Origin of the sequence: Citrobacter sp. Cpo045 (genome assembly GCF_030332875.1) — a bacterium.
In the GTDB taxonomy this organism is placed as follows: Bacteria; Pseudomonadota; Gammaproteobacteria; order Enterobacterales; family Enterobacteriaceae; genus Citrobacter; species Citrobacter portucalensis.
The window spans coordinates 468235-493501 of record NZ_JAOWGZ010000103.1; the positions used below are offsets into that span (position 1 = coordinate 468235).

Annotated in this window: 22 protein-coding genes; 6 read left to right on the forward strand and 16 right to left on the reverse strand. The window is 50.4% G+C overall.

Annotated features, from left to right (window positions below; all coding sequences use genetic code 11):
- Positions 1-2 precede the first annotated feature (2 nt).
- From OGY13_RS18270 to apbC, 5 genes are all read right to left on the reverse strand, one after another.
- Complete coding sequence (locus tag OGY13_RS18270; RefSeq protein WP_213752577.1) at positions 3-2480, reverse strand: fimbrial biogenesis outer membrane usher protein; 2478 nt, start codon at positions 2478-2480, stop codon at positions 3-5.
- A gap of 12 nt (positions 2481-2492) precedes the next feature.
- On the reverse strand, positions 2493-3176 hold the full coding sequence (locus OGY13_RS18275; RefSeq protein WP_213752576.1) for a fimbria/pilus periplasmic chaperone: 684 nt from the start codon (positions 3174-3176) through the stop codon (positions 2493-2495).
- A gap of 47 nt (positions 3177-3223) precedes the next feature.
- The gene (locus OGY13_RS18280; protein ID WP_213752575.1) at positions 3224-3778 is read right to left on the reverse strand and encodes a fimbrial protein; all 555 of its coding nucleotides are present in this window, start codon (positions 3776-3778) and stop codon (positions 3224-3226) included.
- A 277-nt stretch (positions 3779-4055) separates the two neighbouring features.
- Complete coding sequence (locus OGY13_RS18285; RefSeq protein WP_085047890.1) at positions 4056-4337, reverse strand: DUF2574 family protein; 282 nt, start codon at positions 4335-4337, stop codon at positions 4056-4058.
- Between the two features lie 265 nt (positions 4338-4602).
- Positions 4603-5712, reverse strand: coding sequence for an iron-sulfur cluster carrier protein ApbC (gene apbC, locus OGY13_RS18290; protein ID WP_213752574.1), 1110 nt, complete (start codon positions 5710-5712; stop codon positions 4603-4605).
- 164 nt (positions 5713-5876) lie between these two features.
- On the opposite strand from apbC, the gene metG reads away from it, so the two are divergent.
- Together metG and OGY13_RS18300 are read left to right on the forward strand one after the other, a co-directional pair.
- Entirely contained in the window at positions 5877-7910 is a 2034-nt protein-coding gene (metG, locus tag OGY13_RS18295; RefSeq protein WP_213752573.1) for a methionine--tRNA ligase, read from the forward strand.
- A gap of 205 nt (positions 7911-8115) precedes the next feature.
- Positions 8116-8574 (forward strand): YehR family lipoprotein, encoded by a 459-nt coding sequence (locus tag OGY13_RS18300; RefSeq protein ID WP_071444692.1) that lies wholly within the window; start codon positions 8116-8118, stop codon positions 8572-8574.
- 43 nt (positions 8575-8617) lie between these two features.
- Here OGY13_RS18300 and OGY13_RS18305 read toward each other — a convergent pair whose 3' ends face one another.
- The 3 genes from OGY13_RS18305 to OGY13_RS18315 are packed head-to-tail and all read right to left on the reverse strand — an operon-like array spanning position 8618 to position 11536.
- Positions 8618-9088: a YehS family protein gene (locus OGY13_RS18305; protein WP_003834454.1), complete on the reverse strand. Its 471-nt coding sequence runs from the start codon at positions 9086-9088 to the stop codon at positions 8618-8620.
- Between the two features lie 46 nt (positions 9089-9134).
- Positions 9135-9854, reverse strand: a complete 720-nt coding sequence (gene btsR / locus OGY13_RS18310; RefSeq protein ID WP_003840155.1) for a two-component system response regulator BtsR — start codon at positions 9852-9854, stop codon at positions 9135-9137.
- Positions 9851-11536, reverse strand: coding sequence for a sensor histidine kinase (locus tag OGY13_RS18315; protein WP_020996665.1), 1686 nt, complete (start codon positions 11534-11536; stop codon positions 9851-9853). Before OGY13_RS18315 ends, btsR begins: the two co-directional genes overlap by 4 nt.
- 225 nt (positions 11537-11761) lie before the next feature.
- Here OGY13_RS18315 and mlrA point away from each other — a divergent pair, with 225 nt between their 5' ends.
- Together mlrA and OGY13_RS18325 are read left to right on the forward strand one after the other, a co-directional pair.
- A complete protein-coding gene (gene mlrA, locus OGY13_RS18320) occupies positions 11762-12493 on the forward strand; it encodes an HTH-type transcriptional regulator MlrA (protein WP_003027351.1) in 732 nt (243 codons plus the stop codon).
- 259 nt (positions 12494-12752) lie between these two features.
- Positions 12753-12860, forward strand: a complete 108-nt coding sequence (locus tag OGY13_RS18325) for a protein YohO (RefSeq protein WP_003027354.1) — start codon at positions 12753-12755, stop codon at positions 12858-12860.
- Here OGY13_RS18325 and OGY13_RS18330 read toward each other — a convergent pair.
- The 5 genes from OGY13_RS18330 to bglX form a co-directional block, all read right to left on the reverse strand.
- Positions 12841-13572: an ABC transporter permease gene (locus OGY13_RS18330; RefSeq protein WP_213752572.1), complete on the reverse strand. Its 732-nt coding sequence runs from the start codon at positions 13570-13572 to the stop codon at positions 12841-12843. The two genes, OGY13_RS18325 and OGY13_RS18330, sit on opposite strands and share 20 nt — an antisense overlap.
- On the reverse strand, positions 13556-14503 hold the full coding sequence (locus OGY13_RS18335) for an ABC transporter ATP-binding protein (RefSeq protein ID WP_213752571.1): 948 nt from the start codon (positions 14501-14503) through the stop codon (positions 13556-13558). The genes OGY13_RS18330 and OGY13_RS18335 overlap by 17 nt, the downstream gene beginning before the upstream one ends.
- Positions 14496-15662, reverse strand: coding sequence for an ABC transporter permease (locus OGY13_RS18340; protein WP_286593534.1), 1167 nt, complete (start codon positions 15660-15662; stop codon positions 14496-14498). The genes OGY13_RS18335 and OGY13_RS18340 overlap by 8 nt, the downstream gene beginning before the upstream one ends.
- Before the next feature lie 15 nt (positions 15663-15677).
- Complete coding sequence (gene osmF / locus OGY13_RS18345; protein ID WP_213752569.1) at positions 15678-16595, reverse strand: glycine betaine ABC transporter substrate-binding protein OsmF; 918 nt, start codon at positions 16593-16595, stop codon at positions 15678-15680.
- 233 nt (positions 16596-16828) lie between these two features.
- Positions 16829-19126, reverse strand: coding sequence for a beta-glucosidase BglX (gene bglX, locus OGY13_RS18350; protein WP_191227008.1), 2298 nt, complete (start codon positions 19124-19126; stop codon positions 16829-16831).
- A gap of 232 nt (positions 19127-19358) precedes the next feature.
- On the opposite strand from bglX, the gene dld reads away from it, so the two are divergent.
- Positions 19359-21068 (forward strand): D-lactate dehydrogenase, encoded by a 1710-nt coding sequence (gene dld, locus OGY13_RS18355; RefSeq protein WP_020996666.1) that lies wholly within the window; start codon positions 19359-19361, stop codon positions 21066-21068.
- Positions 21069-21168: 100 nt separating this feature from the next.
- On the opposite strand, the gene pbpG is transcribed toward dld, so the two are convergent.
- Together pbpG and OGY13_RS18365 are read right to left on the reverse strand one after the other, a co-directional pair.
- Positions 21169-22116, reverse strand: a complete 948-nt coding sequence (pbpG, locus tag OGY13_RS18360) for a D-alanyl-D-alanine endopeptidase (RefSeq protein ID WP_048234922.1) — start codon at positions 22114-22116, stop codon at positions 21169-21171.
- Positions 22117-22296: 180 nt separating this feature from the next.
- Entirely contained in the window at positions 22297-22884 is a 588-nt protein-coding gene (locus OGY13_RS18365; RefSeq protein WP_003834475.1) for a Yip1 family protein, read from the reverse strand.
- A gap of 239 nt (positions 22885-23123) precedes the next feature.
- Here OGY13_RS18365 and OGY13_RS18370 point away from each other — a divergent pair, with 239 nt between their 5' ends.
- Entirely contained in the window at positions 23124-23693 is a 570-nt protein-coding gene (locus OGY13_RS18370; RefSeq protein ID WP_003834476.1) for a DedA family protein, read from the forward strand.
- Between the two features lie 38 nt (positions 23694-23731).
- Here the strand turns inward: OGY13_RS18370 and mdtQ are convergent, their stop codons facing one another.
- Positions 23732-25171 (reverse strand): multidrug resistance outer membrane protein MdtQ, encoded by a 1440-nt coding sequence (gene mdtQ / locus OGY13_RS18375; protein ID WP_048234918.1) that lies wholly within the window; start codon positions 25169-25171, stop codon positions 23732-23734.
- Positions 25172-25267: the final 96 nt, after the last annotated feature.

The following is a 25267-nucleotide window of genomic DNA, read 5'->3' on the forward strand; positions in this document are numbered from 1 at the left end:
CCTCACCGACAAATATAAACTTTACTTTCATCAATCGTTTTATCGAAGGTGATTGCGCATGAAAGTCCCTGTTGTTTATCGACCGCCACTTTTATCTCCGGCGGTACTTGGTTGGTACGAATAAAAAGCTGACTTCCCTGACCTACCACACCAATATTTTGTCCATGGCTGTCTTCAACTTCATAGCCAAACGTCAGCGGTGAACCATCTGGACGCAACGCACGAATAAACCATGGCTGACGTTGATCGGTCTCAAATTTAACCAACACCACGGCACCCCGATAGGGAGAGGTACTGTGTCGATTCCCCATCAACTCGGTTTCACTGTTCGTATTTGAAATATCCAGCATCAGTTTATTTTCCCGATAGGGGGTAATAGTATCGTATAACACTACACCGTTATGGTTCGTGATACGGTATCGTTGCCCGTTAACATAGGCCCCTTCCAGTCCCGGAGCCTGAAGAATAGCAAAGGTATCTGAGAGACGATTAGCCAAATTCACTCCGCCAGACCATGCCAACACCCCGCCTGAAATATTGCCGCTGGCTTGCATATATTTATTTGACTGGCTATAGCTGCCGTTTAGCGTAGCAAGCGGTGCATTCCACGTTAGGTTGGCACCAGCCATTGTTTCGCTGTCCTGACGCTGATGACTCAGGTTGACACCGTAGTTAAACTGGTCGCGATCGCCAATCGTTCCTGAGAGCCCGGTCGTATTTGAGGCAAAGCCGTCATCATCAAAAGTTGTTGAATTGGATACATATAAACGTCGGCTTCTTGAAGTTATATCATCTCCCCATTCAAACGGAATAGAGATAAAAAAGTTAAACCGCTTATCTTCGCGATGATTTTCATCATAAGTCTGACTGGCAGAAAACGTATAACTGATCCGTTGCCATGTATTTGAATAACTCAACTGATAATCTTTACTGCTGCCGCTACGCCCCCAATAATCGCGCCATAGTGTACTCAGTGATACAGACCCCCAGCCGACTGGTAAAGATTGGTTGATGTTTGCAGAAAAACTATTTTTACGGCCAAAATCATTCTGGTAATAATCTGCAATGTCATAAACATCATTTTCATCACGGTGATAGCTGTCTTTATTATTAGCCCAAACGTGATCGTTAAACGTTCGGTAATCCCGTGATGAGTATCGATAGGCAGCAAGGCCAAAACGAGTGGCGGTTTGTGTTAAATATTTATTATAAGCAATTTGATAGCTTTGCCCATCAAATACATCGCCATTATCTTGTTTACTGTGCGAACGCGTCGCATCCACGGAGATGGCGCCAATTCGGGTATTCCAGCCAGTCCCTAACGTAAACGAATTGTAGTTATCAGCGAGCATCGTACCGGCGTATAACGTCAAGAGGTTATTCCACCCATATTGATAACTTAGCTGGGTAAAATCGGTTTGGTTACTTGCACCCTCAATATGGCTGCGACCAGCGACAAAATCATATTTGGATACACCAGGTTGCAGCATATTCGGGACAGAAGAGAACGGTACCAGATAGGTCGTTACTGACCCATCGGCCTCTTTAATACTGACATCAAGATCAGCACCACCGCCCGCCAGTTGTAAATCAGCGATAGAAAACGGACCTGGCGGTACCTCTTTTTGGTAAACCACAAATCCGTTCTGCTCAATAGTCACTAACGCATTACTCTGTGCAATCCCCTGAACCAATGGCGTAAAGTTTTGCCTTGAGTTCGGTAACATCTGCATATCACGGTACACTCGCACTCCGCGAAAGCGCACAGAGTCAAAAATATCAGACGATGTGTACATATCCCCGACACGCAGAGTACCGAGAATTTGCGAGATCCCACGCTCAAGGTAAAAAGTATTACTTTTCCACTCACCGCTACTGTCTTGAGCTTTGGTGTAGCTGGCATCTGAATGTAACTGCCAGCCCAGCAGATTCAGTCCACTGTTAAAACGAGCATAGGTGCTTTTACTATTACCAGAATTTTTATAGTCGCTGTAATACTGACTAAGGTAATAAGAAGTATAAAGAGCATTAATTCCACGGTCCCAGTTTTCTGGGGGAACATAACCATTTTCCAATTCATCTACATAAGCCTGGGGTACGCTAAGGTTTAACTGAAATTTTCCTATATTCCAACTATAGCTTCCTCCTTGAACCATTTGCTTAAGCGTCAGACATGTCTGGGTTTTATCGATCTCATCAGTATTAATTCCTAAACGCGAAATCGTATCGCGGGACAGACAAGTTTCTTCAGGGGTGTCTTTAACAGTAATATCATATTTACCGCGCCATTGAGCATTGACATAGATATCAATATCATACTGCCCTGGCAATGGATGGTTATCATCAATACGGAAATCAGAAACCTTCGCCCCCTTCATACCACCAGTCATAAAATTGGTATCGAAGGTCTCTTCAGCATAGGTAGTAATACTCCATAACGAAATTAATATCGCAGAAGCAAGCGGGGTCATCCTTAACATAATCAGCTCCTGTTATTTCAAGCTGACGCTATCACTTATAAAGCTGCCATAATCATTGATAATGGTTAATTTATATTGGTTAGCGTTACTACTTTTAACCATGACGGGTTCACTAGAGAATGGTGCGACCATCACTGATTTATCATTTATTTTCACACTGCCAACTTTTATCTCAGCTACCGTAACCCAATTAGCATTGTCATTTTTTATGACAAAAGTCTTACCATTGCGTACCAAAACTATTTTTTTGAAAGTCGCACTATTAACTGGTGCAATACCTGACGGACGGTAAAATAATTTAATACGATTCTGCATCGCAAACTTTATAACATTCTTGCCAGCATTTGCTGGGTTATTAGGCGGAATATCCAGTACATTAAGATAAAACAGGCTCTCTTTATTTTTCGGCAACGTATTGGGCATTTTTTTGATTTTGAGCTGTTGACCTGAATTGCCCGGCACCCTGACCACTGGAGGCGTTAATAAAAAGGGAACCTGAATCTTCTCTGGCGGTAATGATGTATTACCATCATCGATCCAGGCCTGAACCAGAGAGGCATTTTGTTCCTGGTTCATTAACTGCAGCGTTATTTCACTTTTTTCCGCGGGGTAAATAACTCTTGTGCCATAAATCACTATCCCTGCATGAACTGGTGTAACAACTGATAATGTGATTACCGCACATAGCATCTTCATTTTTCATTCCTTATTTTATGCCGGCAACCAAGGTTGCCGGCATAACATTATTCCTGGATGACCATCAGTTTTACAGTTCCGTTTACCTTACCCTCAGAAACGTTAGTTGCTGATTTTGCATACCGCGCAGAAAGAAGCAACTCATATTTATTATCGCCTAATGATTTAAGATCAGAAATAGCAAGCGTTGAGTTTCCGTCTTTTTCAATTAACTTATTTTTATGGTATAATTTAAAACCAACACCGGTAGCACCACCAGATCCCTGAGCCACGGTGTTTTCGATAACATCATTATAATCGAAAGCAGCACCATCAACTTTAATAATTACATCTTTGTTTGGATCGCATACCAAAATCATTGGTGTTGTCGCTTCATTTTCGCCAAATGGAACATCAACGCCAACATCGTAACCTTGAAATGCCGAAGCAGGTACATTTCCTAGTTCAATTGCAGAAACATTATTCCCATTATCGAATCGACAAGCGGTACCTGTTACTTCGCCAGTAATTGTCAAAGTTCCTTGTTCCTCTGCAGGAGCAGCAAAAGCCCCACCACTCAAAAATACGCCAGCCAATACAGCAGCAATAATTGAACGATTCATAGTATCTTCCTTAATCAATATATTTAGATTTGTTACTCGGTGTTATTCCTGTAACTAGAATCTACACGCTTAAATCGTTACCGCAATGTAAACGGAATGTTTTTTTGATTTAAGACAAGTTACTCAATGCAATATAATTACAACAAATAGTCAGGAACCAATCTTATTTACAAAATTAATAAGTTAACGTAATTTACCATTCATATTTATTTTCAAGATAAATAAAAAAGCCCACATCATTCATGAGAGTGATGTGGGCTATATGAAAGAGAGTATTCTAGTCGTAGCGGTTGAGGATAATTTGACGATTATCGCTGCCCGGAACAGCGACCAGTTCCGTTGTTACTCCCCTCACCACCGATGAAACAGTTTGTTCGGTACTGGAAACGTGGGTGGTGTTGCCGCAGCGCTGTTGAAGCTGAGCATTTACCACTTCGGTACTGCAGGTCGGCGCGACAACGTTGCCGCTAATAGTTAAGGTTGCGGTATCTGTTCCCAATGCGGGAAGACTTAATCCATAAGCCAGAACTATAATTCCCAGCGACAAAGTTTTTTTCATCTAAACGTCATTCCTGTATTAAGCCCGATTTAACATGCAGGGTAGTTATTTAGCGTAATAATAGGTGCGCTACCACGCGAAAACCAATTAAAATACTAAATCAATAGGATAGGCATGATCAATTTAAATGATGAATATCGGATTTAATTCAGAAAAAAACATGTTTTATTAAGACAGGGTAAACAATGCTCTATTTTTTCTTCATCTTATATATTCACCGCATCAATATATCATTGATGCGGTGAATAATTTTTAACGCCAGAAATTACACCGCGCGGAAGGCAATCTCGCCCGGAATAACTTCACCCTGCCAGTACAGCTGCGCTGCTACGCGCCCTGCAAGGTCACGGTAAATGGTGGTAAATTCGCTGTCTGGACGGCTGATAACCGTCGGCGTACCGCGATCGAGGTCTTCACGCAGAGAAATATGCAGCGGCATTTGCCCCAGCAACTGGGTGTGGTACTGCTCGGCCAGTTTCTGCGCGCCACCGGTGCCAAAGATGGGCTCATGATGTCCGCAGTTGCTGCAAATATGCATACTCATATTCTCAACAATACCCAACACCGGCACTTCGACTTTTTCGAACATCACAATGCCTTTTTTCGCATCGATCAGCGCGATATCCTGCGGCGTGGTCACTACAACCGCCCCCGTTACCGGGATGTTCTGCGCCAGCGTCAGCTGGATGTCACCGGTGCCCGGCGGCATATCCAGTACCAGATAATCGAGATCCGGCCATAAGGTTTCCTGCAGCATCTGCAACAGCGCTTTACTGGCCATCGGGCCGCGCCACACCATGGCGTTATCGTCGGTGACCAGATATCCAATGGAGTTGGTCGCCAGACCGTGAGACATGATCGGCGCCATATGGGTGCCGTCCGGCGAAGTGGGACGCTGGTTTTCCGCACCGAGCATTGTCGGGATAGACGGACCATAAATATCGGCGTCCAGAATCCCTACCTTCGCCCCTTCTGCAGCCAGCGCCAGCGCCAGGTTCACAGCGGTAGAGGATTTACCCACGCCACCTTTTCCTGAACTGACGGCGATGATGTTTTTCACACCATTAATACCCGGCTGGTTTTTCACGCGCTTCAGCGTCGCGATGTTATGCGACAGTTTCCAGTCGATCGCTTTCGCACCGGTAATACGCAGCAGATCGGCGCTACATTGCTCTTTTAAGTCCTCAAACGCGCTATGCCAGACAAACGGCATGACCAGCTCAACGTGCAACGTGTCATCCATCCAGGCGACGTGGTGCAACGCTTTAAGCGTCGTCAGATTATGCTTCAGGGTTGAATGCTGAAAATTCGCCAGCGTCCCGGCAACCATGGCGCGCAGGGTCTCTGGTGATTTGGCCTGGGATTGTGCGTTCATCCCGACTCCTTTTTGTTGTTCTGAATATACAATAGTCACCAGGTAGTTTACTCCAACCGCAACAATTATTCATTTACGGATAAATGCCCTTATCGCTTGGCGCAGTAATTACCATTTTGGTACTATCAAAGCCCTTTTCACTACAAAAGAAGTAATTGCCCACTATGACTCAAGTCGCGAAGAAAATTCTGGTAACGTGCGCGCTGCCGTACGCCAACGGCTCAATCCACCTCGGCCATATGCTGGAGCACATCCAGGCTGATGTCTGGGTCCGTTACCAGCGAATGCGCGGCCACCAGGTTAACTTCATCTGCGCGGACGACGCACACGGTACGCCAATCATGCTGAAAGCACAGCAGCTTGGGATCACGCCAGAGCAGATGATCGGTGAAATGAGTCAGGAGCATCAGACTGATTTTGCAGGTTTTGACATCAGCTATGACAACTACCACTCGACGCACAGCGAAGAGAACCGTGAGTTGTCTGAGCTGATTTATACTCGCCTGAAGGAGAACGGTTTTATTAAGAACCGTACAATCTCCCAGCTTTACGATCCGGAAAAAGGCATGTTCCTGCCGGACCGTTTTGTTAAAGGCACCTGCCCGAAATGTAAGTCTCCGGATCAGTACGGCGATAACTGTGAAGTCTGCGGCGCAACCTACAGCCCGACCGAACTTATCGAGCCGAAATCCGTCGTGTCTGGCGCAACACCGGTGATGCGTGACTCCGAACACTTCTTCTTTGATCTGCCGTCATTCAGCGAAATGCTGCAGGCGTGGACGCGCAGCGGCGCGTTACAGGAGCAGGTCGCCAACAAAATGCAGGAATGGTTCGAATCCGGCCTGCAACAGTGGGATATCTCTCGCGATTCCCCGTACTTCGGTTTTGAAATCCCGAATGCGCCTGGCAAGTACTTCTACGTTTGGCTGGACGCGCCAATTGGCTATATGGGTTCATTCAAAAACCTGTGCGATAAGCGCGGTGACACCACCAGTTTTGACGAGTACTGGAAGAAAGATTCCGGCGCCGAGCTGTATCACTTCATCGGTAAGGATATCGTTTACTTCCACAGCCTGTTCTGGCCTGCCATGCTGGAAGGCAGCAACTTCCGTAAGCCGACCAACCTGTTCGTACACGGTTATGTGACGGTGAACGGCGCGAAGATGTCCAAATCTCGCGGCACCTTCATTAAGGCCAGCACCTGGCTGAAGCACTTCGATGCCGACAGCTTGCGCTACTACTACACCGCGAAGCTTTCTTCACGTATTGATGACATCGACCTGAACCTGGAAGACTTTGTCCAGCGCGTTAACGCCGATATCGTCAACAAAGTAGTCAACCTGGCATCCCGTAACGCTGGCTTTATTGCTAAGCGTTTTGACGGCATTCTGGCGGCTGAGCTGGCCGACCCGGCGCTGTATAAAACCTTCACCGACGCCGCAGCGGTGATTGGCGAAGCATGGGAAAGCCGTGAATTTGGTAAAGCTATCCGTGAAATCATGGCGCTGGCCGACGTGGCAAACCGCTACGTTGACGAACAGGCACCGTGGGTCGTGGCTAAACAGGAAGGCCGCGATGCCGACCTGCAGGCGATCTGCTCGATGGGTATCAACCTGTTCCGCGTGCTGATGACCTACCTGAAACCGGTTCTGCCAACGCTTGCTGAACGTGTTGAAGCTTTCCTGAACAGCGAACTGAGCTGGGATGCCATTGAACAGCCACTGCTCGGCCACAAGGTCAACACCTTTAAAGCGCTGTACAATCGCATCGACATGAAACAAGTTGAAGCGCTGGTTGAGGCGTCGAAAGAAGAAGTGAAAGCAGCTGCAGCACCGGTTACCGGCCCGCTGGCTGATGACCCGATTCAGGAAACCATCACCTTTGACGATTTCGCCAAAGTTGACCTGCGTGTAGCGCTGATTGAAAACGCCGAATTCGTGGAAGGTTCCGACAAACTGCTGCGTCTGACGCTGGATCTCGGTGGTGAGAAACGTAACGTCTTCTCTGGTATTCGTTCTGCGTATCCAGATCCGCAGGTCCTGATTGGCCGCCAGACCATTATGGTTGCCAACCTGGCACCACGTAAGATGCGCTTCGGCATTTCCGAAGGGATGGTGATGGCCGCAGGTCCTGGCGGGAAAGATATCTTCCTGTTAAGCCCGGACGAAGGTGCAAAACCAGGCCAACAGGTGAAGTAAATCAAACATCTCAAGCGCTGCAACCGCAGCGCTTTTTTTTTCTACGCAAGTGCTTCCTCTAATCTTAACCCCTGCTCCATTTTCGGACTGCTTCGTTGTTAATATTAGATTTATTCTATACTGCTCTGGTATCAAGGTAGTCCGGGCTCACCAGATTCGTGGACGTTATTATTTAACATCCGATATTCATGAAATGGAGTTTTACATGAAAGCGTTACAAAAATTATTTTCTCTCGCCGTGGCATCGATTGTGGTTTTTTCCCTGGCGGGATGTGGTGATAAAGAAGAGACAAAAACATTCAATGCCAACATTAATGGTTCTGATATCACCGTCTCTTACACCTATAAAGGTGATAAGGTCCTGAAGCAAATCTCCGAAAGTAAAATTAGCTATGCGTCAGTCGGTGCCAGCAATAAAGAGGAAGCAGCAAAAGTATTCGACGCATTAAGCGCCAAATATCAGAACATTCCTGGCATAGAAGAAAAACTCACCTATTCAGATACCTACGCGCAAGAAAATGTCACTATCGATATGGAAAAAGTTGATATAAAAGCGTTGCAGGCCATTTCAGGGATGAAGCTATCTGAAAACGCCGATAAAAACATCAGCATGAAGCAAATGCAAACGGTAATGGAATCGGCGGGTTTTAAAGAAGTGAAGTAAACCATCGGCGACCCGATTTTAATCGGCGTCGCCCATTTTTTCTTTATGGCTTCGCGTTATGTACCCGTGATGTCAAACCACGCAGAAAATAACGCAGGAACTGATCGCCGCATTCGCGATAGTTCTTATGATCAGGTGCACGCATCATGGCGGTAATTTCCGGCATCGACACACGGAATTTCTGCTCGGTCATAATAGCCAGAATATCGTCGGTTTTCAGCGAAAAGGCGATACGCAGCTTTTTCAGCACCGTATTGTTATTAACACGACGCTCCAGCGCCAGTTCCGGTGCAGAATCATCTTTACCACGCAGATGATAAATCAGGCCGTTTAAAAAACCGGAGAGAATGATATCCGGGCAACGAACAAACCCAGCCTCATCTTCTTTTGTCATCCAGGTATCGAAACCTGCGGAGGTGGATTCCATGTCAGCAAGCGCAAGAATACGCACCATGTCGTTATTGTTCGCTTTCAGGGTGTAGCGCAGGCTACGAAGAATATCGTTACTTAGCATAGAGCCTTCAACTGTCGGTGATGCAATGGCGCGCAGTGTATCAGTTTTACAGTCCAATCGCCTCTTTTAGACTTTTAAGATAACGACGACTCACCGGAACGGTCAGTCCGTTACGCAAAATCAGTTCCGCCTGACCGTTGTCTTCCAGACGGATCTCCTGCAATTGCGCCATATTTACCAGATATTGCCGATGACAACGCAGCAGAGGAGTACGGCTCTCCAGCGTCCTGAGCGTCAACTCAGTGAAGCCTTCTTTACCATCGCTGCTCGTCACATACACACCACTCATGCGACTGCTGATAAACGCCACATCATCCATTTGCAGCAAATAAATCCGACTATGACCGCTGCACGGAATAAACTTCAGTGCCTGCTGATTTTCTGGCAGCAGTGATACATCCTGCTTGGTACGCTCCTGACGCAAACGGATTAGCGTTTTTTCCAGCCGTGCTTCTTCAATCGGCTTGAGCAGATAATCAAACGCATGTTCTTCGAAGGCTTTCACCGCATACTCATCAAAGGCGGTCAGAAAAACAATGTACGGACGATGCTCGGGATCAAGCATGCCAACCATTTCCAGGCCGCTGATTCGCGGCATCTGAATATCAAGGAACAGAACATCCGGACGCAATTTATGCACCGCGCCAATGGCTTCCACCGCATTCGAACATTCACCGACAATCTCGATGTCGCTTTGCTCTTGCAACAGGATCCGCAGATTCTCCCGGGCTAACGGTTCGTCATCGACAATCAGCACTTTGATCATGCCAGTTCCTCCAGAGGAAGTCGTAAAGTGATTCGGGTAAAGCGGTCAGGTTCACACGCTACGCTGATGCCAAAATCATCGCCAAACCGCTCGCGCAGTCGTTTATCGACCAGATTCATACCCAGTCCACTGGCTTCTGAGGTTGGCTGATACAGCCCGGCATTGTCTTCGATATCCAGCATCAGATATTGCCCTTCGCGATGGGCGGTAATCGATACTTCACCGGTATCCAGTAACTGAGAAGTACCGTGTTTAATGGCATTCTCCACGATGGGTTGCAGAGTAAAGGCGGGTAATTGCTGATGCGAAAGTTCTTCTGGCACCGTCAAGGTCACCTGAAGACGCGACTGGAATCGTGCCTTTTCAATTTGCAGATAAGCATTAACGTGTTCAATTTCATCGGCCAGCGTCACAATTTCCGACGGGCGTTTTAAATTTTTACGAAAGAACGTCGACAGATACTGCACCAGTTGGCTGGCCTGCTCGCTATCGCGTCGGATCACAGCTTTGATGGTGTTGAGTGCATTAAACAGAAAATGGGGATTGACCTGGGCGTGCAGGAGTTTTATTTCCGACTGCGTGAGCATCGCTTTTTGCCGCTCATACTGCCCGGCCAGAATCTGTGCCGAAAGCAGTTGGGCGATCCCTTCCCCCAGCGTACGGTTGATCGAACTAAAGAGGCGGTTTTTGGCTTCATACAGTTTGATGGTCCCCATTACCCGCTGGTTTTCACCTCGCAGAGGGATCACCAGCGTCGAGCCTAATTTGCATTGCGGGTGCAAAGAGCAACGGTAAGGAACTTCATTTCCATCGGCATACACCACCTCTCCGGTTTCAATCGCGCGTTGGGTATATGACGATGAAATAGGTTTGCCGGGTAGATGGTGATCGTCACCAATACCGGTAAATGCCAGCAGTTTCTCACGATCGGTAATCGCCACCGCACCGATATCCAGCTCTTCATACAGCACCTGAGCAACCTTCATGCTGTTAACCTCATTGAACCCCTGGCGTAAAATACCTTCCGTTGAGGCGGCAACTTTGAGTGCTGTGGCGGAAAAAGCGGAGGTATATTTTTCAAACATCGCGCGTTTATCGAGCAAAATACGCATAAACAAGGCGGCGCCCACGGTATTGGTTACCATCATAGGCGCGGCAATATTGCTGACCAACCGAAACGCATCGTCAAACGGACGGGCAATTAATAAGATGATCAGCATCTGCACCAGTTCGGCGACAAAGGTAATCGCCCCCGCAGTCAGCGGACTAAAGACTTTATCGGTACGACCACGACGGGTGAGCACGCTGTGCACCAGCCCGCCTAGCAACCCTTCCACAATGGTCGAGATCATGCAGCTAAGCGCTGTCATCCCACCCATCGAATAACGATGCAAACCGCCGGTAAGACCAACTAAACCACCGACCACAGGGCCGCCAAGCAGCCCGCCCATCACCGCGCCTATAGCGCGAGTGTTGGCAATAGAATCATCAATGTGCAGCCCGAAATAGGTGCCCAAAATGCAGAAAATGGAAAAGGTGACGTAGCAAAGCAGTTTATGCGGGAGTCGGATAGTCACCTGCATCAGCGGGATAAACAAACGCGTTTTGCTCATGAGCCACGCGATAACGAGGAACACACACATCTGCTGAAGCAGCAGCAACACCAGATTAAACTCGTACATACCCGCCAACCACACATCACTTAAAAGCGCGTAACATACATGGGCTGGGTGTAACTTTCTTTGAAGTGTTGCAAAAAAAGACGAATTTGTGAGAACGATCACTCGAAAGCGCGAGCATGGTTACAAATTCACCCATTCATAGATCAAAAAACAGACAAAACTACCTGGTTCGCAAAAGAGCGTCTAAAGTAAAACTGGGACCTCGCGAGCAAGAGTGAGACGACGATGGCGCTTTACACAATAGGTGAAGTGGCTTTGCTTTGTGATATCAACCCTGTCACTTTACGCGCGTGGCAGAGGCGTTACGGATTACTTAAACCGCAGCGGACAGACGGCGGGCATCGCCTGTTTAACGATGCGGATATCGACCGGATCCGCGAGATAAAACGCTGGATAAACAACGGTGTCCAGGTCAGCAAGGTTAAAATGTTGCTCAGCAATGAGAGCATTGATGTGCATAACGGTTGGCGTGAACAACAAGAGACGCTGTTGAGCTATTTGCAAAGTAATAATCTGCATAGCCTCAGGCTATGGATCAAAGAGCGTGGCCAGGATTATCCCGCACAAACGCTCAACACCCATTTGTTCATTCCTTTACGCCGACGTCTGCAATGCCAACAGCCGATCCTGCAGGCGTTACTGGGGATCCTCGACGGCGTACTGATCAACTACATCGCGATTTGTCTGGCCTCAGCACGTAAGAAACAGGGGAAAGATGCTCTGGTGGTTGGCTGGAACATTCAGGATACGACCCGTTTATGGCTGGAAGGTTGGGTCGCCAGCCAGCAGGGATGGCGCATTGACGTCCTTGCCCATTCGCTGAACCAACTGCGACCGGAGCTGTTTGAAGGTCGCACCTTGCTTGTCTGGTGCGGCGAGAACCAAACGCCCGCTCAGCAGCAACAGCTGAACGAATGGCGCGCGTTGGGTCACGATATTTATCCACTCGGTATTTAGAGCCTGGCCCATTAGGGCTATTTTGCTTGCCATTTCGAACCTGGGCAGTGCTCAGACAACACTCAGAGAGTTTTGAACGCCCTTTAGGGCGGCCCGGAGGGTGAGCGTAGCGAATAATCCTCACGTACTACGTGTACGCTCCGGTTCTTCCGCGCTGGCCGTGTTCAAACTGTCTGCGCCAATAACGCCTAATGATCCAGGCTCTTAATATTCTATTAACAAACGTGTACAATCCTTGAATTCACATAAGGAGTGCATAATGAGCGCAGCTAAAATCGGTGTCATTACCCTCTTCCTGCTGATGGCCATCGGCGGTATCGGCGGTGTCATGCTGGCAGGCTATACCTTTATTTTACGTGCCGGGTAAGATGTCTCGCTAATTTCTCAAACCCGCGATCAACAATTACCGCCGCCAGCGCGACCAGCAGCGCTCCCTGAATCACATAGGCGGTATTGAACCCACTCAGCCCGATAATAATCGGCGTACCCAGCGTGTTTGCCCCGACGGTTGAGGCGATGGTTGCGGTGCCGATATTAATAATCACCGACGTGCGAATCCCGGCCAGAATCACCGGGGCCGCCAGCGGCAACTCGACTTTAAGCAGCCGCTGCCTCTGACTCATGCCCATTCCGCTGGCAATATCCATCACGCTGGGTGAAATTCCGCCGAGTCCCGCCAGTGTTGCCTGCAAGATCGGTAATACACCATACAGGATCAACGCGATAATTGCCGGTTCAGGACCAAATCCCATCACCGGTACGGCGATCGCCAGCACAGCAACTGGCGGAAAGGTCTGCCCCACGGCGGCGATGGTTTCCACCATCGGCCTGAATTCCGCGCCCCAGGGCCGGGTTACCGCTATACCGGCCCCGGTGCCAATAAGTACGGCAATCAGGCTTGAAATCCCCACCAGGCCAAAATGGCTCAGTGCCAGCGCCGCAAAACTTTCCTGCTGATACACGGGACGCGGTAGCGCCGGAAATAGCGCACTGAACAAGGCCTGACTATGAGGCAACCCAACTAACAGGACCAGAAACAGGACAATAAGCCATAACAACGGATCAGCAAGACGTTTCACGGGTCGGCATCTCCGAAAGCAAATCACGAAAATGAAGCGTCCCGCAGGACAACCCCTGCGGGGTCACGACCGGCAAGACGTCGCAACCACGCGCTACGAACATCGACAACGCATCACGCAGCGTCATTTCATCTACCAACGGTTCACCGGCTGTGTGTTCACCGCGACGGATAAAATCCCCTACCGTGCGAAGCGACAGTAGACGTACGCCCAGTTCACTACGGCCAAAGAATGTTTGCACGAATTCGTTCGCCGGTGCTGTCAGCATCGACAGCGGCGTGCCTTGCTGCACTACCTTTCCTGCATCCATCAGAACCAGATGCTCCGCCAGCCTTAGCGCCTCGTCGATATCATGCGTCACCAGCACAATGGTACGCCCGAGCAGACGATGAATACGCGTCATCTCCTGCTGCAGCGCACCGCGGGTGACCGGATCCAGCGCGCCAAAAGGCTCATCCATCAGCAGTACCTGCGGATCTGCCGCCAGGGCACGCGCCACTCCGACCCGCTGCTGTTGCCCGCCAGACAGCTGATGCGGGTAACGATGGCGCAAACTTTCCTCAAGACCCAGCAGCGCCATCAGTTCGTCTGTTCGGTCATCAATACGTGAACGCGACCACTTTTGTAGCTGCGGCACCGTGGCGATGTTCTGCGCGACGGTCCAGTGGGGAAACAAGCCAATAGACTGAATCGCGTATCCCATGCGCCGCCTTAGCTCCAGCACCGGTAGGCTGCGGATCTCTTCCCCGGCAAAGCGAATCTGTCCGCTGTCATGTTCAACCAGCCGATTGATCATTTTCAGCGTGGTGGATTTCCCGGAACCTGACGTGCCAATTAACACCGAAAAGCTGCCCTCCCCCAACCGCAGATTAAGGTCGTCAACGGCTTTTTGCTGGCCATAGGTTTTACTGACATGGCGAAATTCAATCATTATTCGATACCTCTAGCAGCGCGAGCCCTAAATCAAACAGCGCATCAATCAATACCGCCAGTACCACAACCGGGATCACGCCCAGCAACACTAAATCGACGGCGCTACTGAGCAATCCCTGAAAGACCAGCGCGCCAAATCCCCCTGCGCCAATCAGTGCAGCAATCACCGCCATTCCCACCGTTTGCACCATCACTACCCGTAAACTGCGCAAGAAGACTGGCAATGCCAGCGGGAACTGCACCGAGACAAACCGCTGGAAAGTGTTCATCCCCATCGCTCGGGCGCTTTCCAGTACATCCCGCGGCACCTGATTCAATCCAGCCACAACGCCACGTACCAGCGGTAACAGCGCATACAGCACTAACGCAATAAGCGCAGGCGTCAGGCCGGTCCCGGCGACGCCGAGCGAACCCAACAAAGGAAAGTGCTTCACCAACCCGGCAAGGGGCGCAATTAACAGGCCAAACAGCGCGACTGAGGGAATGGTTTGGATGACATTCAGTACCGCAAAAACCGGCCCCTGACGGGAGACAGAGAAAGCACACCAGATGCCCAACGGCACACCAATAAGCAGCGCGGGCACCACGGTAGCGAACAGAATTGTCAGATGCTGCGCCAGGGCGTCGTTGAAGACATCCTGACGGTTGGCATATTCTTTAAGCAGGGAAAGATCGTTAAACGTGCCGGAGAACAAAAGCACCAGCGGAAAAATAAACATTTGCGCGTGCAACAGCCAACGCCATGATGCCAGCTCGGTTATGCGACGAATGGCGTCACTGGCGGCCAGCAACATTAGTCCTAGCCCCAACCAGAACCCGCTGCCCAGGCTGGTTCTGGCCAGTGGACTTCCCGTCTGGGCCAGATACGTTGCCGTTGTTCCTGCGGTTACCAGCGCTGCAATAACCAGCAACTGGCTAATAACAAGCGTCAATATATTGCCGGGCTTTCCCGGTACAAAGCACAGAAGAAACAGCAGCGAACAGGCTACTGCCAATCCCCACGCCATGTCGGGCCGGATATCCCAGAGTTGGCGCCCCTCACCGGAGACCAGGCGATTAGGCGCATAGCTAATGAAAGGCAGCGCTGCCGCCGCGAAGGTAAGAAGTACCAGTAACAACAGCACCCGATTAACTGAAATCTTTGACAAAACACCCACCTGCTGCAAACTCCGTTACTTCACCCATCCTTTTTGCTTCAGGTAGTCTGCTGCAACTTTTTTCGCATCCAGCCCCTCCACGGCAATACTGGCATTCAGCTGCTGCAACGTTTTTTCATCCAGGCTGGCAAAAACCGGTTGTAGCCATTCTCCCATTAGCGGGTAGTCTTTCAGCACCGATTCACGTACGACGGGTGCTGGCGCATAAATGGGCTGGACACCTTTGGGATCGCTTAAAGTTTGCAGACCAAGCGCCGCAACCGGGCCATCGGTGCCATAAGCCATCGCCGCATTGACGCCAGAAGTCTGCTGCGCCGCTGCTTTAATCGTCACCGCGGTATCTCCCCCAGCTAGCGACAACAGCTGATTTTGATTCAGTTTGAAATCATAGGCTTTTTCAAACGCAGGCAACGCGTCAGCCCGTTCGATAAATTCAGCAGAGGCAGCAAGTTTGAATGTTCCCCCGTCTTTCAGGTAGCGGCCTAAATCAGCAAGGGACTCAAGCTTGTTCTTTTGCGCGACATCCTGGCGTACCGCAATGGTCCAGGTATTATTGGCGGGTGCAGGTGTTAGCCAGACCAGCTTATTTTGCTCTGCATCCAGCTTTTTCACTTTCTCGAAACCGGCCTGCGCATTTTTCCACGCGGGATCATTTTCATCTTTAAAAAAGAATGCGCCATTACCGGTATATTCCGGATAAATATCCAGCTCACCGGAGGTGATTGCCCCACGCACTACTGGAGTGGTACCCAGCTGTACTTTATTGACGGTTTTCACGCCATGGCTTTCGAGCACCTGCAAAATAATGTTGCCGAGCAGCGCCCCTTCGGTATCTATTTTTGAACCAACCGTGACGGGTGACGCGGCCTGTAAGGGTAGGCTTATCGCGGCTAACAGCGCCAGCGAAGCCACCGATACTTTTGAGATTATCATGCTGTACTCCTCATCCTTTTGCGGCCCTTTTCAGAGACTTGAGGAAAAAGCATAGTCGAAAAATCAAGCCTTAACCTGGCAATTGGGTGGTAACGCTGAGAGTTATTAGCGGTAAGGCGATAATAAAATAAAAAAAAATCCGGCAAACCCAATATGAATTTGCCGGATGATACAACTTTGTCAGCCTGATAAGCGTAGAGCCATCAGGCATGCTGCATGACTTTATTCATCTATTACAGCAGTTCAAATTCGCCCTGCTTCACTCTGGCGGAATCCACGCCGATGAAAACGTTAAATTTGCCAGGTTCTGCATCGTATTTCATCTGCTGGTTCCAGAATTTGAGCGCTTCAATATCAATCGGGAAGCTGACGGTCTGGGTTTCACCTGGCTTAAGATTCACTTTTTCAAAACCTTTCAGCTGTTTTACCGGACGACTCATGGAGGCGGTCACATCCTGTAAATACATCTGAATCACCGTTGCACCTTCGCGCTTGCCGGTGTTGGTCACCTGCACGCTGGCCGTCACGGTTCCGTCACGCTTCATCGTCGGAGAAGAGAGCTTCACATCAGAAACCGTAAACGTGGTGTAGCTCAGGCCATAACCAAAGGGATACAACGGACCATTGGCTTCATCAAAGTAGCGCGACGTGTACTTGTTCGGTTTATCGGCGTTATACGGACGACCGGTATTGAGATGGCTGTAATAGACCGGGATCTGTCCAACAGAGCGCGGGAAAGACATCGGCAGCTTGCCTGACGGATTGTAATCACCAAACAGCACATCGGCGATGGCGTTACCGCCCTCCGTCCCGGCAAACCAGGTTTCGAGGATCGCATCGGCTTGTTGATCTTCCTTCACCAGCGCCAGCGGACGACCGTTCATCAACACCAGAACCAACGGTTTACCCGTGGCTTTCAACGCGGCAATCAGGTCACGCTGACTTTGTGGAATGGTGATATCGGTGCGGCTGGAGGCTTCATGCGCCATGCCCTGCGCTTCACCGACTACCGCGACAACCACATCAGATTGCTTCGCGGCGTTAACGGCTTCATCGATCATCGCCTGCGGCGAACGCGGGTCAACCTTTACCGCTTCTTCATACAGGTTGAGGAAATCGACAATGCCTTTGTCGTTGGTGATATTCGCCCCTTTGGCGTACAGCACTTTGCCCTGATCGCCGACGGCATTTTTAATCCCCGTCAGTACCGTTACCGACTGATCGGCAACACCGGCGGCGGACCAACTGCCCATCACATCACGCTTGCTGTCGGCCAGCGGACCGACAACCGCCACTGTGGCCGATTTTTTCAGCGGCAACGTTTCCAGACGGTTTTTCAGCAGCACCAGGCTTTCGCGCGCCACTTCACGCGCCTCTTTGCGATGCAAACGGCTTTCTGCGTTGGTGTCCTGTGGGTCAGATTCTTTGGCCCCCAGATGGCTGTACGGATCGTTAAACAGCCCCATATCATATTTCACGTTCAGCACGTGGCGCGCGGCGTCGTCCAACTCCGCCATCGTCACTTTGCCGGATTTAATCAAGCCCGGCAGATATTTGCTGTAATACTCATCGCTCATACTCATGTTGATGCCGGACTTGATCGCCACACGCACCGCATCTTCAGGATCGGAGGCGGTACCGTGCTTAATCAGTTCCTTAATCGCGCCGTGATCGGAAACGGTAATCCCCTTAAAGCCCCACTCATCACGCAGCACGTCTTTTAACAGCCATGAATCTGAGGTTGCAGGCGTACCGTTTAGCGAATTAAGACCCACCATCACCGCACCGCTACCGGCATCCAGCCCGGCTTTATACGGCGGCATATAGTCGTTGAACAGACGCTGTGGGCTCATATCGACGGTGTTATATTCCTTGCCACCTTCAACCGCGCCATAGGCGGCGAAGTGCTTGACGCTGGTCATCACCGAATAGCGGTCAGCCGGGCTTTTCCCCTGCATCGCTTCCACCATGGTTTTACCCATCGTAGCCGTTAAATACGTGTCTTCACCAAAACCTTCTGAAGCACGGCCCCAGCGCGGATCGCGAGAGACATCGACCATTGGCGCCCAGGTCATATTCAGACCATCATCGGCAGCTTCATACGCGGAAATACGGCCAACGGTTCTGACCGCATCGAGATTAAAAGAGGACGCCAGGCCAAGACTTATCGGGAACACGGTACGCTGGCCGTGCAATACGTCGTAGGCAAAAAAGAGAGGAATTTTCAGGCGGCTGAGCTCCATCACCTGATCCTGCATTTTGCGGATATCCTGGCGCGTGACGGTGTTAAAAATTGCCCCAACCTGCCCGTCTTTGATCATCTCGCGGATGGCTTCTTTCGGGTTATCAGGTCCGACGCTTATCAAGCGTAGTTGCCCAATTTTCTCATCCACGGTCATCTGTTTAAGTAAATCGGTAACGAATGCATCCCGCGCTTCTGGCGTCAGAGGATGGTTACCAAACAGCGTGTCCGCCAGCGCTGGTTGCAACGCCAGACTCACCGCGACACCTACAGAACATAGCCATTTCATGTTGATTCTCTCTTTATTTTTTCCCGACGAGGCAGCGAAAATATAACAAAAACCGCAGTTTGCCGTAAGACTAAACGGGAGCGATAAAGAAAGCTAAGGTTATTCTCCTAATTTTCGAAACCAACGCGACTCAGTGGAGGACAACCCAGAGACAATGTGAATGAGAAAGCGTATTGTCATACAAAGCGCTATGCTTGTTCCTGATATTGAGTCCCACCACAAGGAGTGGAGAATGTCTTCCATTACAACAGATAATAAAGCTTTTCTGAATGAACTGACCCGTCTGGTAGGTCATTCACACCTGCTCACAGACCCTGCTAAAACCGCCCGCTATCGCAAGGGATTCCGCTCCGGTCAGGGCGATGCACTCGCCGTGGTGTTCCCTGGCTCGCTTTTAGAATTGTGGCGCGTCCTGAACGCTTGTGTCGCCGCAGATAAAATTATCCTGATGCAGGCCGCCAACACTGGGCTGACCGAAGGCTCTACGCCAAGCGGTAATGATTACGACCGCGAGATTGTCATTATCAGCACCCTGCGCCTTGATAAGCTGCACGTCATCGGCAAAGGCGAACAGGTGCTGGCCTATCCCGGCACCACGCTTTATTCACTGGAAAAAGCGCTCAAACCGTTTGGCCGTGAGCCGCATTCGGTGATCGGATCTTCCTGTATCGGCGCTTCAGTGATTGGCGGTATTTGTAACAACTCCGGCGGCTCGCTGGTTCAGCGCGGTCCGGCATACACGGAGATGTCGCTGTTTGCGCGTATTGACGAGCAGGGTAAATTACAGCTGGTTAACCATCTGGGTATCGAACTGGGCCAGACCCCGGAACAGATCCTTAGCAAACTTGATGACGAGCGTATCAAAGATGACGATGTGCGCCACGATGGACGTCATGCACACGATCACGACTACGTTACCCGCGTCAGAGATATTGAGGCGGACACGCCCGCTCGCTATAACGCCGACCCGGATCGGTTGTTTGAATCATCCGGTTGTGCAGGCAAGCTCGCGGTTTTTGCGGTGCGTCTGGACACCTTCGAAGCCGAAAAAAACCAGCAGGTCTTTTACATCGGTACCAACCAGCCAGAGGTGCTGACGGAGATTCGCCGTCATATTCTGGCAAAATTTGAGCATCTGCCGGTCGCCGGTGAATATATGCACCGCGATATTTATGACATCGCTGAGCAATACGGCAAAGATACGTTTCTGATGATCGACAAGCTCGGCACCGACAAAATGCCGTTCTTCTTCACCCTGAAAGGTCGCACCGATGCAATGCTGGAAAAAGTGAAAATTTTCCGTCCACATTTCACCGATCGGGCAATGCAGAAATTTGGCCATTTGTTCCCCAGCCACTTACCCGCGCGCATGAAAAGCTGGCGCGATAAGTACGAACATCACCTGCTGTTAAAAATGGCCGGTGGTGGCGTGGCTGAAGCGCAAAACTGGCTAAGCGAGTTTTTCAAAACCGCTGAAGGCGACTTCTTTGCCTGTACGCCGGAAGAAGGCAGCAAGGCGTTTTTGCATCGCTTTGCGGCGGCTGGGGCGGCGATTCGTTACCAGGCCGTACATGCCGATGAAGTGGAAGATATTCTGGCGCTGGATATCGCGCTGCGCCGTAACGACACCGAATGGTACGAGCATCTGCCTGCAGAGATCGACAGCCAACTGGTGCACAAACTCTATTACGGCCACTTTATGTGCTACGTCTTCCATCAGGATTACATCGTGAAAAAAGGCGTGGATGCGCATGCCCTGAAAGAGCAGATGCTGGAGCTTCTGCACGAGCGCGGAGCACAGTATCCGGCAGAGCATAACGTCGGACATCTGTATAAAGCACCGGAAACATTAACCCGTTTTTACCGTGAGAACGATCCCACCAACAGTATGAATCCGGGTATTGGGAAAACGAGTAAGCAGAAGTTCTGGAAAGAGTCATAAAGCAAAAAAGATAAGCGCCACCGGGCATGTTGCCGGGGGCGCTTCGCTTGCCCGGCCTACCGCTACATTAGCTATGTGTATGCCGGATAAGTTGTCTTATTTAATCGTTCTGTGCAGTTTGCTCGCTCGTCGCTGAACCCGCCGCTGCCATCTGCGCCGCTTTTTGCTTTTTATAGCTCAGCGCCGCTGCCGGAACCGGCATCACCTTGCCCGTTTCAATCCAGGTACGTAAACGGCTGGCATCGGCAAAGTGGGTATATTTACCGAACGCATCCATCACCACCAGCGCCACCGGTTTGTTATTGATCACGGTGCGCATCACCAGACAGTGGCCTGCCGCATTGGTAAACCCGGTTTTGGTTAACTGAATATTCCAGTTATCGCGGTATACCAGATGGTTAGTGTTACGGAATGGCAGCGTATAAGCCGGGTTGGCAAAGGTCGCCATATCTTCACGCGTGGTGCTTAACTGGCCAATCAGCGGATACTGCTTGCTGGCAATCAGCAGCTTGGTTAAATCACGAGCGGTCGAGACGTTATGAATCGATAAGCCGGTTGGTTCCACAAAGCGAGTCTGAGTCATGCCGAGCGCTTTCGCTTTAGCATTCATGGCCTTAATAAACGCGTTATAACCGCCAGGGTAATGATGCGCCAGGCTCGCCGCCGCACGGTTTTCTGATGACATCAGCGCCAGCAGCAGCATGTCTTTACGGCTAATTTCACTGTTCAGTCGCACACGAGAGTAGATGCCTTTCATTTCCGGCGTCTGGCTGATATCAACTTTCAGCTTCTCATCCAACGGCAGTCGTGCATCAAGCACTACCATCGCGGTCATTAATTTGGTAATCGACGCAATCGGACGCACAAGGTCCGGGTGGTTCGAATAGATAACTTTGTTGGTATTCAGATCAACAATCATCGCGCTACCGGACGCTATCTCAGGCTGAGAAGCTGCTGCGGTAGTTGCCGTTTTAGCCACGGCTTGGGGTGCAAAAGGAACGGCCAGCACCAGGGCAAGGCTTAATAATGAAACTCGGAATTTCAGCATGATGAGATTTCTGATAATGGTTCACGCACGTCACAACGCACACCGCCAGAGACTAAGTATTATCTCAAGCTAGCTCAGGCATCATAGCGATCCGGCAGGTTTGCCGCCACAGGAGAATCGTCTCGAAATGCTGCGTTGCTGACTTTTACGTCAACAACGCAGCGCAGACAGGTTTATCCGTCAAAATAACCGATAGCCGTAACCCCACAGGATTACCGTAATCGCCAGCAGAACTTCCAGTACCAGAACACCGATCGCCAGTGTTGAACTGGAAAAGCTCAGGCCTTCCTCTTTAGAGATATTCAGGAACGTCGGAATGCCGAGATAGAGTAAATAACCGGTGTAAAATAGCGCGATCGTTCCTACTAATGCACACAGCCAGACCAGCGGATAAAGTGCGACCAATCCGCTTAAAAACAGCGGCGTCGCAACATACCCTGCAAAGACCATACAGTGGGCCAACGACGGGCGCTGCGGGTAATTACGTGCCATCCACCAGATAACCCGGCCCATGACGGCGACGCCTGCCAGCATCACCCCGTAAAACAGAATTGCCATCGCAAATCCGGTCAACAGAGATAACTTCAGGATATTGCCATCGCCAAAATTCCAGCCGATTTGCGTGGTACCGATAAACGCGCAAACAACCGGGATTGCCGCCATCAGCAGTACATGGTGGGTATAGTGATGCGAAACACTTTCGTTTTCGCTGTTGATCACGTGCATTTCACGATCGGGATGGGAAAACAGCCCCCAGACATGGTTCATACCGCCCCCTTCTTGTCAGCTCCGGACCTCAACACTTCAAGTATAATTCAGCTTTTGATTATTTTATGTACACATGAAAAATACCGAAGCGCCGGGTAAAAAGTGTGTAAGCCGTAGGCTTGATAAGCGAAGCGCCATCAGGCATTAGGGAACTGAACGACGTTAAGCGCTACTATGCGTCTTTTCCGGCATCAAGTATTCATAGGGTGTATGCTATTACCGTGGAGGTCATACAACGTATGGATATAACGCATTATGTTGCGCAGTACGGCTATGCTGCGTTAATCATCGGCAGCCTGGCGGAAGGTGAAACCATTACCCTGTTAGGCGGCGTCGTGGCGCATCAGGGAGTCCTGAAATTCCCGCTGGTGGTACTCTCGGTCGCACTAGGTGGGATGATTGGCGATCAGTTGCTCTATTTACTCGGACGTCGTTTTGGCGGCAAAATTCTGCGTCGTTTCTCGCGCCATCAGGCGAAAATTCATTATGCGCAGAAAATGATCCAACGGCGTCCTTACCTGTTTGTGGTCGGTACGCGCTTTATGTACGGCTTTCGCGTTATTGGTCCCTTACTGATTGGCGCCAGTCACCTGCCGCCGAAGATATTTTTACCGCTGAATATTCTTGGCGCGTTTGTCTGGGCATTGCTATTTACCACCCTCGGCTACGTCGGTGGCGAAGTGATCGCGCCGTGGCTGCACAGCCTCGACCAGCATATCAAGCATGGTATCTGGCTGGTGCTGGTTATCGGAATAGTCGCGGGCGTTCGCTGGTGGATGAAACGCCGAAGCACGCGTAAAGCGCAATGAAGATGGCCCGACAGCGGAACACCGGCGGGCCGATTAAATCAGGATGCGTGATAACCGCCGCCCAGCGCGCTGGTCAACTGGATTGAGGCATCCAGCCACTGGCCTTGCAAAAGCAGACCGTTGCACTGCTCACGTAATGCCGGGATCTTTGCCTCGCTAACCCTGGAGCCCGCAATAATACCCGCATTAAAGCGCGCCTGTGCCAGCCCCACTACGCGCTGAGCGTCATGTTCAATCTGCTGCTGATGCTGATTTTTCTGCGCCAGTGTTTCTACCTGCGATGCCGCACGTGCCACGTCATTCACCGCATCCACCACAGCTTTGTTGTAATTCGCCACCGTCAGGTTACTTTGCGCTTTCGTAATATCGAGATTCGCATTCAGCCTGCCACTGTCAAAGATAGGCAGCGTCAGCCCGGCGGTTACGCCCATTTGCTGCGCGGAATGGCGGAACAGGTCACTCAGATGTAACGCATCCTGTTGTAAAAATGCCATCAGATTCACATCGGGATAAAACGCCGCTTTCGCCGCATCAATGCTGCTCAGCGATGACTCAATGTACCAGTGTGCTGCCTGCAAATCTGGTCGACGGGCCAGCAGCGAATAACCTAGTTGGGACGGGAGCTGACTTTCAACCACGGGCAGTTTGGTCGAATGGAGCTTCAGGGCAACGGACTGCGAGTTGCTCAGCGCGCTTAGGCGCGCCTCAATCACCTTCATTTTACCGCTGACATCATTCAGCTGCTGCTCTGTTTTGCTGGAATCGATATCGGTTTCGACGCCTTCCACCGAAGAAGTGAGGCCGTTTTGATATAGTTGACGATCGACGGTAATCACATTTTGCTGCTCGCTTTCGATTTGCGTCAGCACGGTTTTCAGCGCGGCCTGCGTCTGCCATTCCCAGTAAAGACGGGAGACACCGCTCGCCAGCAGTTGCCGGGTTTGCTCGCGCTCAGCCTCACGTGCCTTAACGGCCCCTATACGCGCAGTCACTTCGGCCCGATTCTTACCCCACAGATCCAGATTCCAGCCGGCGGTTAAACCAAAAGTACCGTTGGTGTACCACGGCCCTGTCGTCCCGGCGGCCGGATCGGTAATGGCAAACGGCCCCATCAGCCCTTCGGCTGACATTCTCTGACGCTCAACGTCTGCGGAGAAGTCAATCTCCGGGCCATCTTGTGCTTCCACGGCCTTAGCCTGCGCCTCCGCCAGTTGAATGCGCTGTTCCGCGACCTGCATATCAGGAGAATTTCGCAACGTGCTGTCAATCAACGCATTAAGCTGGGGGTCGTGATATGCCTTCCACCACTGGCTGTCCGGCCAGCCATTTTTTAACGCGGCAGGCAATGTGGTATCGACATTTGCGGCAGGCGTCTGCTGTGACAGAGACTGACGGTCATCATGCATCGGCGCGCAGCCAGACATCAGAACAAAAAGCGGCAACAATGCCGTCGTGACAAACACAGAATTACGATTCATGGAGATATACAGGTAAGAAAAGATGTGCAGAGATTACGACTTGTCGCTGTTGCTTTTTTAGTTACGCGTGGCAATACATCTTTGGCAATAAAAATA

Bases quoted from the DNA above. Each gene is read 5' to 3' on its own strand.
- OGY13_RS18270 (WP_213752577.1), bottom strand. From the start codon at position 2,480: ATGTTAAGGATGACCCCGCTTGCTTCTGCGATATTAATTTCGTTATGG.
- OGY13_RS18275 (WP_213752576.1), bottom strand. From the start codon at position 3,176: ATGAAGATGCTATGTGCGGTAATCACATTATCAGTTGTTACACCAGTT.
- OGY13_RS18280 (WP_213752575.1), bottom strand. From the start codon at position 3,778: ATGAATCGTTCAATTATTGCTGCTGTATTGGCTGGCGTATTTTTGAGT.
- OGY13_RS18285 (WP_085047890.1), bottom strand. From the start codon at position 4,337: ATGAAAAAAACTTTGTCGCTGGGAATTATAGTTCTGGCTTATGGATTA.
- apbC (WP_213752574.1), bottom strand. From the start codon at position 5,712: ATGAACGCACAATCCCAGGCCAAATCACCAGAGACCCTGCGCGCCATG.
- metG (WP_213752573.1), top strand. From the start codon at position 5,877: ATGACTCAAGTCGCGAAGAAAATTCTGGTAACGTGCGCGCTGCCGTAC.
- OGY13_RS18300 (WP_071444692.1), top strand. From the start codon at position 8,116: ATGAAAGCGTTACAAAAATTATTTTCTCTCGCCGTGGCATCGATTGTG.
- OGY13_RS18305 (WP_003834454.1), bottom strand. From the start codon at position 9,088: ATGCTAAGTAACGATATTCTTCGTAGCCTGCGCTACACCCTGAAAGCG.
- btsR (WP_003840155.1), bottom strand. From the start codon at position 9,854: ATGATCAAAGTGCTGATTGTCGATGACGAACCGTTAGCCCGGGAGAAT.
- OGY13_RS18315 (WP_020996665.1), bottom strand. From the start codon at position 11,536: ATGTACGAGTTTAATCTGGTGTTGCTGCTGCTTCAGCAGATGTGTGTG.
- mlrA (WP_003027351.1), top strand. From the start codon at position 11,762: ATGGCGCTTTACACAATAGGTGAAGTGGCTTTGCTTTGTGATATCAAC.
- OGY13_RS18325 (WP_003027354.1), top strand. From the start codon at position 12,753: ATGAGCGCAGCTAAAATCGGTGTCATTACCCTCTTCCTGCTGATGGCC.
- OGY13_RS18335 (WP_213752571.1), bottom strand. From the start codon at position 14,503: ATGATTGAATTTCGCCATGTCAGTAAAACCTATGGCCAGCAAAAAGCC.
- osmF (WP_213752569.1), bottom strand. From the start codon at position 16,595: ATGATAATCTCAAAAGTATCGGTGGCTTCGCTGGCGCTGTTAGCCGCG.
- bglX (WP_191227008.1), bottom strand. From the start codon at position 19,126: ATGAAATGGCTATGTTCTGTAGGTGTCGCGGTGAGTCTGGCGTTGCAA.
- dld (WP_020996666.1), top strand. From the start codon at position 19,359: ATGTCTTCCATTACAACAGATAATAAAGCTTTTCTGAATGAACTGACC.
- pbpG (WP_048234922.1), bottom strand. From the start codon at position 22,116: ATGCTGAAATTCCGAGTTTCATTATTAAGCCTTGCCCTGGTGCTGGCC.
- OGY13_RS18365 (WP_003834475.1), bottom strand. From the start codon at position 22,884: ATGAACCATGTCTGGGGGCTGTTTTCCCATCCCGATCGTGAAATGCAC.
- OGY13_RS18370 (WP_003834476.1), top strand. From the start codon at position 23,124: ATGGATATAACGCATTATGTTGCGCAGTACGGCTATGCTGCGTTAATC.
- mdtQ (WP_048234918.1), bottom strand. From the start codon at position 25,171: ATGAATCGTAATTCTGTGTTTGTCACGACGGCATTGTTGCCGCTTTTT.